Source organism: Aeromonas sp. 102P, from assembly GCF_051920345.1.
Classification (GTDB): domain Bacteria; phylum Pseudomonadota; class Gammaproteobacteria; order Enterobacterales; family Aeromonadaceae; genus Aeromonas; species Aeromonas veronii.
The window spans coordinates 1,443,370-1,457,058 of the sequence record NZ_JBQBCZ010000001.1; the positions used below are offsets into that span (position 1 = coordinate 1,443,370).

Below are 13,689 nucleotides of genomic sequence, written 5' to 3' on the forward strand. Positions count from 1 at the left end.
CTACATTGCCTGCCATCAGGCAAATTCGTCGCCTATGGTAAACGGACTCGCCCCCGAGGGGGAGAGTCCTGAGGCGGAAAATTATCAACTGAGACGAAATTGACCCAATAATTGCTGCAATTTGTCGGCAGCCTGACGCAAAGCCTGACTGGCTTTGGCCGTTTCGGTCGCATCCTGAGCAATGTCGTTGGCCAGTGCGTTGGTTTTTGACAGGTTGCCGGAGACGGTTTCTGAGACAGAGCTCTGCTCTTCGGCGGCGGAGGCGATCTGATAGGTCATGTCGTTGATGGTGGAGATGGCCTGGTAGATGCTGCCGAGCGCTTCTTCCGCCAGATCCGCTTCGCTCACCGCCTGATGGGTCAGCTGCTGGCTCTGGGTGATGGCGTTGACTGCATTGGTGGAGCTCAAGCGGATTTTCTCGATCAGCTCCTGGGTGTTCTGTACCGCCTGCTGGGTGTTGCCCGCCAGTTTGCGCACCTCGTCGGCAACCACCGCGAAACCGCGTCCCTGCTCACCGGCCCGCGCTGCCTCGATGGCGGCGTTGAGGGCAAGCAGGTTGGTCTGATCGGCAATCCCCTGAATGACGGTGAGGATGCTGGTGATCTGGGCGCTGTCGTGAGCCAGCCCTTCCACCACTTCGGCCCCTTTACCGGCTTCTGCCGCGACCTTGTGCATCGACTGGATCACCTGCTGGAAGCGCTCCTTGCCCTGATCGGCAGCGCTTTGCGCCTGTTTAGCCGAGTCGGCGGTATTGTTGGCGTGGGTGGCGACCTCCTGACTGACGTAGGACATCTCCTGTACCGCGGTCAGCATCTGCTCCATCTCGGCCTGATGATGCTGCAGATTGTTGTCGGTCTGACCGGCAATGCGATCGGTGTCACCGGCGTAGCGGTTCACCTCGCTGGCAGTCTTGAGCACATCCCCGAGCAACCCTTGCAGCTTGTCGATAAAGCGGTTGATCCCCTTGGCGAGATCCCCCAGCTCATCCACCGAGCGGGTTGCGAGGCGCTTGGTGAGATCCCCTTCCCCATCGGCGATGTCATCCACCAGGCTGACCATCTGACGGATGGGGCCAGTGATGCTGCGGGCAATCACCAGCATGGTGGCCAGCGCCAGCACTAGTACGATAACGGCGCCCACCAATTGCTGGGTCATGGCTGCCTGGTTCATGTCGCTCAGCTGGCTTTCCAGTTGATCGGCCCCCGCCAGTACCACCTTGTAGGGCAGGGTGACGATGATGGCCCAGTTGCGGCTCATTCCCGGCACCATGATGGGGACGGAAATGCGGAATGACTCGTCCAGCTCCTGACGCTGAACTTCCGGTTTCAGGTACTGTTGCCACTGGTTGCCCAGCACCTTACTTGCGCTGCTGCCGAGCAGGCTGGCATCACCGCTGGTGCCGGTGATGACACCGGCGGCGCTGACGATCAGGGTTTCGCCCTTGCCGTCATAGATATTGCTGTTGAGGCTCTTGGCCTGACGGCTGATGGAGTCCACCGCCAGATCGAGCGCTGCGATCCCCTTGAACTGACCATTTACCATGATGGGGGTGGTGATGGTGCTCACCAGCACCTGCTGACCATTGATATCCACCTTGAAGGGATCGATCAGGCAGGAGCGCCCTTCCCGTTTCGGGCAGGCGTAGTAGTCGTTGGCGGGATTGCCGAATTCGTCCGGGTCGGTTTTTTCGATGGAGAGCAGCAGATCGGTGCCGATTTGATCCTTGTCGCGATAGAAGTAGGGCACGAAGCGCCCCTTGCTGTCGCTACCGAGCGCGGTCTGACCGGCAAAGCTGGCATCCTGACCGTCGAAACCGTTGGGCTCGAAGCCGGCGAAGGCGCCATAAAGCTGGGGCTCCAACGCCAGTTGTGCCTTGAGCAGGTCGGTGGCCTGCTGGCGATCCAGCGGCAGTTTGCCTTGCTGTTGCAGGGCGAGGGTGCTGGCCATCTGCTGGGTGTAGGAGAGCCCTTTTTGCAGCAGCTGGGTGATGGTGGCCGCCTCGGCGCGGGCATTGGCGCTGACCTTTTGCCATGCCTCCTGCTGCAGCGCTTCACGGCTGGAGCTGATGGTGAGTTGTTGGGTCTGTTTGCCGGAGTATTGGTTGAGCAGGATCAGGATGACCAGGGCTGCGGTCATGGCGATCCCGGCCATCACTAGAATGCGATTCTGGATAGAACGGAACTGCATCGTCTCTTCCTTGTTCGTGAGAAGTGTGGTGAGCGTTATTTGGGTATCGACCGGAGGAGGCAGCTCTCCAGCATTGTGCATAGCAAATCGGAAACGGGGCTTCTGTTTTGCGATCCTCTTCAAATATCGGGCTACAGATGCAAATGGCGACAGATTTAATCCCCTACTTTAGCCCGCAATGGCGTCATGGTTTTCCCATCCGTGATTGTCGGTGCTAAAATGCGACGGTTTTTTTAACGAATTGGCCCAAGGCCCTCTACACAAGGCTTAAAGATGAAAGTCAAAACCCGTTTTGCTCCCAGCCCGACCGGCTTTTTGCATGTCGGCGGTGCCCGTACCGCACTCTATTCCTGGTTGTTTGCAAAGAACCAGGGCGGTGAGTTCGTGCTGCGTATTGAGGATACCGACCTGGAACGTTCCACTCAGGAGGCGATCGACGCCATCATTGAGGGCATGGAATGGCTGGAGCTGAACTGGGATGAGGGCCCCTACTACCAGACCAAGCGCTTCGATCGCTACAACGGTCTGATCGACGAGATGCTGGCCGATGGCCGCGCCTACAAGTGCTATTGCTCCAAAGAGCGTCTGGAAGCGCTGCGTGAAGGCCAGATGGCCAACGGCGAGAAGCCCCGTTATGACGGAAAGTGCCGCGACCACGCCCACGATCACCCGGCCGATGCGCCGCACGTGATCCGCTTCCGCAACCCGACCGAAGGTTCTGTAGTGTTCGATGACCACGTCCGTGGCCGCATCGAGTTTGCCAACACCGAGCTGGACGATCTGATTATCCGCCGTACCGACGGCGCGCCGACCTACAACTTCTGCGTAGTGGTCGATGACTGGGATATGGAGATCACCCACGTAGTGCGTGGTGAAGACCACATCAACAACACCCCGCGCCAGATCAACATCTACAAGGCGCTGAATGCGCCGGTGCCGGAGTTTGCCCACGTCTCCATGATCCTGGGTGACGACGGTGCCAAGCTCTCCAAGCGCCACGGTGCCGTTTCTGTGATGCAGTACCGCGACGACGGCTACCTGCCGGAAGCGCTGCTGAACTATCTGGTACGTCTGGGCTGGTCCCACGGCGATCAGGAGATCTTCAGCCTGGAAGAGATGATCAAGCTGTTCAGCCTGGATGCCATCTCCAAGTCCGCCTCTGCCTTCAATACCGACAAGCTGCTGTGGCTGAACAACCACTACATGCGCAGCCTGGAGCCGGCTTATGTGGCCAAGCATCTGGCATGGCACATGGAAAACCAGAAGATCGACACCAGCAATGGCCCGGCTCTGGCCGACGTGGTGACCCTGCTGGCCGAGCGCTGCAACACCCTGGTTGAGATGGCCGCCCAGAGCCGCTATCTGTTCGAAGATTTTGAGGCGATCGACGAAGCGGCTGCCAAGAAGCACCTGCGTGGCGTAGCTGCCGAGCCGCTGGCTCTGGCCAAGACCAAGCTGGCTGCACTGGATAGCTGGACCACCGAAGCGCTGCACGAGCTGATTGAAGCGACCGCTGCCGAGCTGGGTCAGGGTATGGGCAAGGTTGGTATGCCGCTGCGTGTGGCCGTCACCGGTCTGGGCCAATCCCCTGCCATCGACGCCGTAATGGCACTGGTGGGCAAAGAGCGTGTACTGGCGCGTATCGACCGTGCACTGGCTTACATCGAAGCCCGCATGGCTGCCGAGTAAGTTGTGCAAGAGTGGGCGAGGCGATAGCCGAGCCTGCCCTTTGTCCGATAGAAAAAATCCGAAACCACTGGTTTCGGATTTTTTTATGGCCAGAGCGGTGGCGGGGCATAATGGCGGTCATGCCCGACCTGGACGAGCTGTCAGACCAGCTTGAAGGACTGGATCTGGCTGTCGAGCGCCTTGCTGTGCTGCTCGACCAGTTCGGAGGCCTCTTGCAGTTCGCGCAGCACCACGACGGAGCCTTCGGCGATCTGCTTGACCTGTTCCAGATTGCCGCGCATCTCTTCGGCGACCGAGCTTTGTTGCTCGGAGGCGGCGGCGATGTGGCGGTTCATGTCGGCGACACCCTGTACCCGCTGCACTATGGTGGCGAGCTGGGTACCGGCCTGGGTCACCTGTTCCACCCCCTTGTCGGCCTGCTGTACGCTTTGGGCCATCAGTTCGCCAGCCTGGTGGGCATTGCCCTGCAGCTGTTCGATCATCTTCTGGATTTCGACGGTGGCGGCCTGAGCCCGGTTGGCCAGTTCACGCACTTCGGAGGCCACCACGGCAAAGCCACGACCCGCTTCACCGGCGCGAGCCGCTTCGATGGCGGCGTTCAGTGCCAGCAGGTTGGTCTGCTCCGAGATGCCGCGAATGGTGTCGACCACAGAGCCAATGCGCTCGACCCCCTGCTCCACCTCGTTGACCACGGTGGCGGAGCGCTGGATGTTGCCGGAGAGGGTGTCGATGGTGCTGACGGTATCGGCGACGCAGCGGCTCCCCTCTTCCGCCAGCTGGCTGGTTTCGGCGGTGGCGTGAGAGGCCTGATCCGCATGGGCGGCCACTTCGCGAATGGCGCCGACCATCTGGCTCATGGCGCTGGCCAGCTGTTCGATCTGGGTGAACTCTTCGTTGATCGCTTCGTTGGCCTCTTCCATGCAAAGGGTCACCTGGGAGGCGATGTCATTGAGCTCCTTGCAGGCGGCGCGCTGGTTGCCAAACACCTCTTTGAGGTTCTCCTGCGAGTGAGAGACCGCCTTGGCGATGTCACCGAATTCGTCACGAGACTTGAGCAGTACCTTGTGGCTGAGGTCCCGCTTGGCGAAGCGTTCCAGCAGGCCCACCAGATAGTGCACCTGCTTGACCATCAGGCGGGAGCCGGTGAGCAGCAGGATCACGAACAGCAGCCCCATGATGGCGGTCTCCATCAGACCGGTCCAGAGCAGGCGATTGGAGATCGCATCCGCCTTGGCGGGATCGAGCCCTTCGCTGAGCAGGGTCGCTTCCAGATTGTTGGCGTCAAACCAGAGTTTTGTCAGTAGCAGGAGGGTACTGAACACCATCAGCAGCACCACTTTGGGTACCAACCGGATGTTGCTCATTCTTTTCTCCAGCAGGTTCAGCTGCATTGTCATTCTCCTTTTAAAAGCCGTTTTTTCCTTTGCCCTCAGGACTATCGGCATTATCTTCTCTTTTATTAATTTGCACTGTGCTTAAAGTTGGAAAATGTATGCGACATCACTTAACTCATCTGCGGGCGATGGATCTGCTGATGGCATTTCTGTCGATTATCTCGGTTGTGCTGGTGACGGCCCGCTGGTGGGGCCATGAGAGCCTGACACCACAGACCCTGCAGCTCTTCTATGACCTCGACAGTCTGATCTGCTACTTCTTCCTCGCGCACTTTGCTTATGGCTGGATCCGGGCCTCCGATCGCAAGGCCTATTTCAAGGCCAACTGGATCTATCTGCCGGGTAGCCTGCCGATGGCGGAGCAACTGCGCTGGGCGCGGTTGATCCAGTTGTGGCGGGTCTATCAGCTGTTCAAGGAGCACCCGGATCTCTGGGCCATGTTCCGTCGCGAGCGCAACGAGACCACTCTTTCCGGCATCCTGTTCCTCTTCTTCCTGCTGCTGGGGGTGGGTTCCGGCGTCATGTACTGGATTGAGTCAGGCCAGCCCGGCAGCCAGATTGAGACACCCTATGACGCGTTCTGGTGGACGCTGGTGACCCTCTCGACAGTGGGTTACGGCGATCTGGTGCCCAAGACCGAGGAGGGGCGGTTTGTCGCCAGCCTGCTGATCCTGTTCGGGGTCGGTCTGTTCGGTGCCATCAGCGGTTTCATGGCCAGCCTGTTTTTGCAGCCCAACAAGGGGGATGGCGAGACCGACAAGTGGCGTCATCACTACAACAACCAACAAGAGGAACTGCTGCGGGAGATCCGTGCCCTGCGCAGCGAGGTGCAGGAGCTGAAAAACAAGTGAGGCCGCAGACGGGCAAGTTGCGAGGTGACTCGCAACTCTGCGCGTATTATCCCGGGGGAGGTGCTTTTTCTTTGCTTGTCCTTTAACCTGCTGGCGGCTTAACATTCAACCTCTTGTCCAAACCTGAAAAAGAGAACCGATCGACCATGCGCGCCCTTCTCGGGATTTTGATCTGCTTGTGTGCCCAACAGGCACTGGCCGATACCCGTTATGTTTCAGACAACATCTTTACCTATATCCACAATGGCCCGGGTACCCAGTACCGGATCCTTGGCAGCGTCAAGGCTGGTGAACCGCTGGAGGTAAAGGCGGTGAACAGCGAGGCCGGTTTCACCCAGGTGGTGGACGGTCGTGGCCGCGAGGGGTGGATCAAGAACAGCGAACTGCAGAGCCAGATCAGCCTGCGCGAGCGTCTGCCCCAGGTGGAAAAAGAGCGCGATGAGCTTAAAGATCGCTTGCAGAACCTTAACGGTGACAACGAGAAACGCTTCACCGAGAAGGATAGTCAGATCGCTGCCCAGAGCAAGGAGATCGCCGCCCTCAAGGCCCAGCTGGTCAGTCAGGGTGAGGAGATGAGCAATCTCAAAGAACAGAATGATGCCCTGACCCAGAGCTACGACAACCAGGAGCATGACATGCAGATGGACTGGTTTATCCGTGGTGGTGCCATGGTGGGGGCGGGGATCCTGCTCGGCATCCTGCTGCCGATGCTGCCCCGTCGTCGCAGCCGTGGCGATCGCTGGATGAACTGATAGCATCTGGCTGAATGAATTGCTGAGAAGGGTCGCCGTGGCGGCCCTTCTTTTTTGGGCGCATTGGGCGGATGCGTGGCTGCTTTGCGATAGAGCGGCGGCAGATCGTATACAAAATGAAGTCAGATGGCCCTCACGCTTGCTGGCGTATTGGCTTCAAAAGGGAATTCATGGGGGGAATGAGCGATCTTTGTTAAAGATTGGCAACAAATTCATTTCATATAGGGTGCAACATTGTATACATTATCGGCGTTTCGGCGGCACGTCCGCCTTTGTCGATATCAGCCCTAGGGCGTACAGGAAGACCCCATATGTTCAAAGCTACTCAAGTGCTTGCCGCTGACTATATCCCCTCCGATCTGGCCGCCCTGCGCGAAGCCATCACCCAAAACTACGTGGTGGATGAAAATGCCTATCTGGCCGAACTGTCGGCCATGCTGCCGGGGGATGGCGCCTCGCTGGAGCAGGTGACCCAGCGTGCCCGTACTCTGGTGACCAAGGTGCGCAAGGAGAGCGGCTCCGGTGACGGTATCGACGCCTTCCTGCAGGAGTACAGCCTGGATACCCAGGAGGGGATCATCCTGATGTGTCTGGCCGAGGCGCTGCTGCGCATTCCTGATGCCGAGACCGCCGACGCCCTGATTAAGGACAAGCTCTCCGGCGCCAACTGGTCATCCCATTTCCGCAAGAGCGACTCTACTCTGGTCAACGCCTCCACCTGGGGGCTGATGCTGACCGGCAAGATCATCAAGCTCGACAAGAAGCTCGATGGCAACCCGGCCAACCTGCTGGGGCGGATGGTCAACAAGCTGGGCGAGCCGGTGGTGCGCTCCGCCATGTACGCCGCCATGAAGATCATGGGCAAGCAGTTCGTGCTGGGGCGCGACATGAAAGAGGCGCTCAAGGCGAGCCGCAAATCCCGCGAGCTGGGTTACACCCACACCTACGACATGCTGGGTGAGTCGGCGCTGACCATGCAGGATGCCGATAAATATCTGACCGATTATCGCAACGCCATCGAGGCGGTGGGCAACGAGCGGATCAGCGACGGCGGCCCGGCCCCCTCCATCTCCATCAAGCTGTCGGCGCTCCATCCGCGCTATGACGTGGCCAACCGCGAGCGGGTGCTCGGCGAAATGTGCGAGCGGCTGGTGGGGTTGGTGCGTCTCGCCCGCGACAAGGATGTGGCCATCAGCATCGATGCCGAAGAGATGGACCGCCTCGAGCTCTCTCTCGATCTGTTCGAGCAGCTCTATCGCTCCGACGCCAACCGTGGCTGGGGCAAGCTCGGCATGGTGGTGCAGGCTTACTCCAAGCGCGCGCTGCCGGTACTCTGCTGGCTCACCGCGCTGGCCCGCGAGCAGGGTGACCTCATTCCGGTGCGACTGGTAAAAGGCGCTTACTGGGACAGCGAACTGAAATATGCCCAGCAGGCGGGCCTGCCCGGCTACCCGCTGTTTACCCGCAAGGCGGGTACCGATATCTCCTACCTCGCCTGCGCTCGTTATCTGCTGAGCGAGCCGACCCGCGGCTTTATCGCTCCCCAGTTTGCCACCCACAACGCCAATACCGTGGTCAGCATTCTGGAGATGGCCGGTGATCGCCAGTTTGAATTCCAGCGTCTGCACGGTATGGGGGAGGAGCTGCACAACGCCGTGCTGAACGACAATCCCGGTTTGCACTGCCGCATCTATGCGCCGGTCGGCGCGCACAAGGATCTGCTGCCCTATCTGGTGCGCCGCCTGCTGGAGAACGGGGCCAACACCTCCTTTGTTCACAAGCTGGTGGACCCCAACACCCCGGTCGATTCGCTGGCCGAGCATCCGCTGCGCACCCTCAAGCGCTACTCCGGCTTTGCCAACGACCGCATTCCGCAGCCGGTGAACCTCTTCACCGACCGCAAGAACTCCAGCGGCGTCAACATGAACATCCTCTCCATCCAGCGCCCCTTCTTCGCCCGCTTGAAAGAGCTGGAGAGCAAGCAGTGGCTGGCGGGCCCCATCGTCGATGGCGAGACCCTCAAGCGCAGCGAGGCTCGCACCGTGCTGAGCCCGCAGGATGTGAGCCTCACCGTCGGCAAGATCCACTGGGCTGACGAGCAGGCGGTGGAGCAGGCCTTGGCATCTGCCTACGCTGCCTTCCCGCGCTGGCGTGAAATCCCGGTGAGCGAGCGGGCCGCCGCGCTGGAGAAGCTGGCAGATCTGCTGGAAGCGAACCGCGAGCAGTTTGTCTCCCTCTGTACCCGCGAGGCGGGCAAGCTGCTGCAAGATGGCATCGACGAAGTGCGTGAAGCGGTCGATTTCTGCCGCTACTACGCGGTGCAGGCCCGCAGCCTGATGGGGCAGGCGACCCTGCTGCCCGGTTACACCGGCGAGCAGAACGAGCTGTTCCTGCAGGGGCGCGGTGTCTTTGTCTGCATCAGCCCGTGGAACTTTCCGCTGGCGATTTTCCTCGGCCAAATCGCCGCTGCGCTGGCCACCGGCAACACCGTCATCGCCAAACCGGCGGAGCAGACCGGCCTTATCGCCCATCTGACGGTGACTCTGGCCCATCAGGCCGGTATTCCGGGCGACGTGCTGCAACTGCTGCCCGGTGACGGTGCGACTGTTGGCGCCAAGCTGACAGCGGACTCGCGCATCGGCGGCGTCTGCTTCACCGGCTCCACCGAGACCGCCAAGCTCATCAACATGACCTTGGCCCAGCGCGATGGCGCCATCCTGCCACTCATCGCCGAGACCGGCGGCCAGAACGCCATGATCGTTGACTCCACCGCCCTGCCGGAGCAGGTGGTGCGCGACGTGGTGAGCGCCGCCTTCCAGAGCGCCGGTCAGCGCTGCTCGGCCCTGCGGGTGCTCTATCTGCAGGAGGAGATTGCAGAGCGGGTGCTGGAGATCCTCACCGGCGCCATGCAGGAGCTGAAAGTGGGCAACCCGGCCGAGCACAACACCGACGTAGGCCCGGTGATCGATGCCGATGCCAAGGCGGGGCTGGATGCTCATTTGGCCCGGATGATCCCGCGAGCTCGCCTGATTGCCCAGGCGCCGATGCCCGCCGCGACCATGGAAGGGCACTTTGTTCAGCCGACCGCACTGGAGATCGGCTCCATCCGCGAGCTGGCCAAGGAGCAGTTCGGCCCCATCCTGCACGTGGTGCGCTACGCCACCCGGGATCTGGACAAGGTGATCAGCGACATCAACGGCACCGGCTACGGCCTGACGCTGGGGATCCACAGCCGCAACGAATCCCACGCTGAAGAGCTGGCGAGTCGCATCAACGTGGGCAACGTCTACATCAACCGCAACCAGATCGGCGCCATGGTCGGGGTGCAGCCGTTCGGCGGGCAGGGGCTCTCCGGTACCGGCCCCAAGGCGGGTGGCCCCCACTATCTCGGGCGGTTTGTTACCGAGAAGACCCGAACCATCAACACCACTGCTGTGGGCGGCAACGCCTCCTTGCTGGCGATGGGCGATGCCTGATCCGCGTCGATAGAGGCCGGATACGGGATACCGGATAACAACGGGCCGCCTTCGGGCGGCCTCTTTATTTGCACCATCATTTGCACCATCCGTTTTTTACGAATGGGACAATCGGCCACGGCGGGGTCGTCAGCGACCCGTGCTGGTCGTAAGATGGGAGCCATTCTTGCGGCGTTTGCCCCTTGGTCGGCCAGCCGTGGTCAGGGTTTTGTTTTAACGAGAGTGTTTATCTGATGTCATTAACCGAACAAGCCCGCTGGTTCGTGCTGGGGGGCGATCATCTGGTACTGCTCGATCAGCAGGGAGAGGTGCCACAAGGAAGTAAAGCGTGCCTGCCCACAGCGCTGGCTGACGCCCATTTCGAGCGTTTCGACGAGTGGCAGGGGCTGCCCTGCTATCTGCTGGATCTGGGGGCTGAGGCCGACACGACTATGATGGCCCCCCTGCGCCAGTTGATGGTAGCGGGGGATGAAGAGGGGTTTCGTCTCGCGGGCCGAGCCTGGCAGCTTGCCACCTTTCGGCGTACTCACCGTTTCTGCGGCGAGTGCGGCGCCCCCATGACCCCGAAGGCGGGGGAGTGGGCGCAGGTGTGCCACCACGGCCACACGGCCTATCCGCGCATTTCACCCTGCATCATAGTGGCGGTGCGTAAGGGGCCGGAGATCCTGCTGGCGGCCCATCGCCGTCACTATCAGGCGGACGATCCCATGTATACCGTGCTGGCCGGGTTTGTGGAGGCGGGGGAGAATCTCGAGCAGTGCGTGGCGCGGGAGGTGTTCGAGGAGAGCGGCATCCGGGTGCGCAATGTGCGCTATGTGGCGAGCCAGCCCTGGCCCTTCCCCCACAGCCTGATGATGGGCTTTACCGCCGACTACGAGAGCGGCGAAATCCGGGTGCAGGATGATGAACTGGTTGCCGCCGCTTTCTTCGCCGCCGACCGGCTGCCGCGTTTGCCGCCCCATGGCACCATTGCCCGGCGGCTGATCGAGCGTTCGCTGGCGGGCGAGGGGTAACGAAGCGCTTATCTTTTCGCCAATCTTTTTGCACTTCATTTTAATAACGGGGCGCTCTGGTTTGCGCCCCTTCACATCTTTGCAACCGCGCGCCCATTTGCCACGTTTTGGGCAGTCCGCTCCGGTGGGCAAAGTGGTATTATGGCCGCCATTTTATGCGTGATACGAACTCAGGAACTGGGATGAAAGAGCTGAAGAACGATCGATACCTGCGCGCCCTGCTGCGTCAGGATGTAGACATGACCCCGGTATGGATGATGCGCCAGGCTGGCCGTTATCTGCCGGAATACAAGGCGACTCGCGCCCAGGCGGGGGATTTCATGTCTCTGTGCCGCAATGCCGAGCTGGCCTGTGAAGTCACCCTGCAGCCGCTGCGCCGCTACCCGCTCGATGCCGCCATCCTCTTCTCCGACATCCTTACCGTGCCCGATGCCATGGGGCTGGGGCTCTACTTCGAGCAGGGTGAAGGCCCGCGTTTCGAGCGTCCGATCACCTCCATGGCCGACGTGCAGGCGCTGCCCATTCCGGATCCGGAAGATGAGCTGGGCTACGTGATGAGCGCGGTGCGCACCATCCGCCGCGAGCTGAAGGGCGAAGTGCCGCTCATCGGCTTCTCCGGCAGCCCATGGACTCTGGCCACCTACATGGTGGAGGGGGGCAGCTCCAAGGCATTCACCAAGATCAAGCAGATGATGTACGCGGAGCCGCAAACCCTGCACCTGCTGCTCGACAAGCTGGCCGACAGCGTGATTAGCTATCTCAACGCCCAGATCAAGGCGGGTGCGCAGGCTGTCATGGTGTTCGACACTTGGGGCGGCGTGCTCACCCCTCGCGATTACCGCGACTTCTCCCTGCAGTACATGCACAAGATTGTCGATGGCCTGATCCGCGAGCACGACGGTCGCCGCGTGCCGGTCACCCTGTTCACCAAGAACGGCGGTCAGTGGCTGGAGCAGATCGCCGCCACCGGGTGCGATGCGCTGGGTCTGGACTGGACCACCGACATTGCCGATGCCAAGCGTCGGGTCGGTGACAAGGTGGCGCTGCAGGGCAACATGGATCCCTCCATGCTCTACGCCACTCCGGCTCGCATCCGTGAAGAGGTCGCCTCCATTCTGGCCGGTTTCGGCCACGGCAACGGCCACGTCTTCAACCTCGGCCACGGCATCCATCAGGATGTGAACCCGGAACACGCTGGTGTGTTCGTCAACGCGGTACACGAGCTCTCCGCCCAGTACCACGGCCGCTAAGGCCGGGGCGAGAGAAGAAGAGTTTGTTTGATATCCGGGGCCGCAAGGCCCCGTTTTACATTGAAAAAGGCGCCGCGACGACGAGAGCGTGGCGCCCGTGCAGGAGGCAAGATGAGCAGCAAGTCACTGGATTGGGGTATCGATCTTGGCGGTACCAAGTGTGAATGCGTGGTGCTGGAGGGTGACGAGGTGCTGCTGCGCCACCGCATCCCCACCGAGCGGGCGGGCGGTTATGACCATATGATCGGCCAGATCGCCAAGCTGGTGGCAGAGTGCGCCGAGAAGATTGGCCAGCGCCCGGCCGTCATCGGCATGGGCACGCCGGGGGCGCGTGATCCGCAGACCGGCCTGATGAAGAACTGCAACACCACCGAGCTCAACGGCAAGCCGTTCAAGGAAGATCTGGAGCGCAAACTGGGCGTGCCGGTGCTGATCGCCAATGACGCCAACTGCTTCGCGCTGGCAGAAACCCATCTCGGTGCAGTGCGCCAGCACCATCCCGATGCGAAAGTGGTGTTCGGCATCATCATGGGCACCGGGGTCGGCTCCGGCATCGTCATCAACGGCCAGATCCTCAACGGCCACCACGGCATCGCCGGTGAGTGGGGCCACAACGTGCTTTCCCCCGAGGGCCCCGAGTGCTACTGCGGCAAGCGTGGCTGCGTCGAGACCATGATCAGCGGTCCGGCGCTGGAGGCTTGGTACGAGGCGAAGGCCAAGCGCCACCTCTCGCTTGCCCAAATCGCGGCTGCCACGGCTCACGATCATGTGGCCAAGCTCACCATCGACCGGCTGCACCTGCTGTTTGGTCAGGCGCTGGCCAATGTGGTCAATATTCTCGACCCAGATGTGATCGTCATCGGTGGTGGGGTGGGCAATGTGCAGAGCCTTTACAGCGCAGGACGGCAGACAATTTTGCCCTTCCTCTTTAATCCCCGCTTCGCAACCCCCATTATTGCTCCTGCCCTTGGTGACAGTGCCGGGGTATTCGGGGCCGCACTGCTGGCCCGCGGTGAATTCAAGGAGGCCCTGCTGTCGTAGCCGGGGCTCCCGGGCGGACGGTGCGCCGCCCTGTTG

General features: G+C 61.1%; 9 protein-coding genes. 7 read left to right on the top strand and 2 right to left on the bottom strand.

Translation table 11 applies throughout. The features are described from left to right. Window positions 1-84 precede the first annotated feature (84 nt). Window positions 85-2,187 (bottom strand): methyl-accepting chemotaxis protein, encoded by a 2,103-nt coding sequence (locus ACTG1K_RS06980; protein ID WP_440004997.1) that lies wholly within the window; start codon window positions 2,185-2,187, stop codon window positions 85-87. A 273-nt stretch (window positions 2,188-2,460) separates the two neighbouring features. Here ACTG1K_RS06980 and gltX point away from each other — a divergent pair, with 273 nt between their 5' ends. Further along, the gene (gene gltX, locus ACTG1K_RS06985) at window positions 2,461-3,876 is read left to right on the top strand and encodes a glutamate--tRNA ligase (RefSeq protein WP_160881512.1); all 1,416 of its coding nucleotides are present in this window, start codon (window positions 2,461-2,463) and stop codon (window positions 3,874-3,876) included. A 140-nt stretch (window positions 3,877-4,016) separates the two neighbouring features. Here gltX and ACTG1K_RS06990 read toward each other — a convergent pair whose 3' ends face one another. Continuing rightward, entirely contained in the window at window positions 4,017-5,267 is a 1,251-nt protein-coding gene (locus ACTG1K_RS06990; RefSeq protein WP_236382552.1) for a methyl-accepting chemotaxis protein, read from the bottom strand. Between the two features lie 101 nt (window positions 5,268-5,368). Between ACTG1K_RS06990 and ACTG1K_RS06995 the strand changes: the two genes are divergently transcribed. From ACTG1K_RS06995 to ACTG1K_RS07020, 6 genes are all read left to right on the top strand, one after another. Beyond that, window positions 5,369-6,121 carry a potassium channel family protein gene (locus ACTG1K_RS06995; protein ID WP_005354446.1) on the top strand — a complete coding sequence of 251 codons (753 nt, stop codon included), beginning with the start codon at window positions 5,369-5,371 and terminating at the stop codon, window positions 6,119-6,121. A gap of 146 nt (window positions 6,122-6,267) precedes the next feature. Next, on the top strand, window positions 6,268-6,873 hold the full coding sequence (locus ACTG1K_RS07000; RefSeq protein WP_429148024.1) for a TIGR04211 family SH3 domain-containing protein: 606 nt from the start codon (window positions 6,268-6,270) through the stop codon (window positions 6,871-6,873). A 311-nt stretch (window positions 6,874-7,184) separates the two neighbouring features. Beyond that, window positions 7,185-10,349 (top strand): bifunctional proline dehydrogenase/L-glutamate gamma-semialdehyde dehydrogenase PutA, encoded by a 3,165-nt coding sequence (putA, locus tag ACTG1K_RS07005; RefSeq protein ID WP_440004998.1) that lies wholly within the window; start codon window positions 7,185-7,187, stop codon window positions 10,347-10,349. 233 nt (window positions 10,350-10,582) lie between these two features. Then, window positions 10,583-11,362 carry an NAD(+) diphosphatase gene (nudC, locus tag ACTG1K_RS07010; protein ID WP_440004999.1) on the top strand — a complete coding sequence of 260 codons (780 nt, stop codon included), beginning with the start codon at window positions 10,583-10,585 and terminating at the stop codon, window positions 11,360-11,362. Window positions 11,363-11,544: 182 nt separating this feature from the next. After that, window positions 11,545-12,612, top strand: a complete 1,068-nt coding sequence (gene hemE / locus ACTG1K_RS07015) for a uroporphyrinogen decarboxylase (protein WP_440005000.1) — start codon at window positions 11,545-11,547, stop codon at window positions 12,610-12,612. 111 nt (window positions 12,613-12,723) lie between these two features. Next, on the top strand, window positions 12,724-13,653 hold the full coding sequence (locus ACTG1K_RS07020; RefSeq protein ID WP_440005001.1) for an ROK family protein: 930 nt from the start codon (window positions 12,724-12,726) through the stop codon (window positions 13,651-13,653). Window positions 13,654-13,689: the final 36 nt, after the last annotated feature.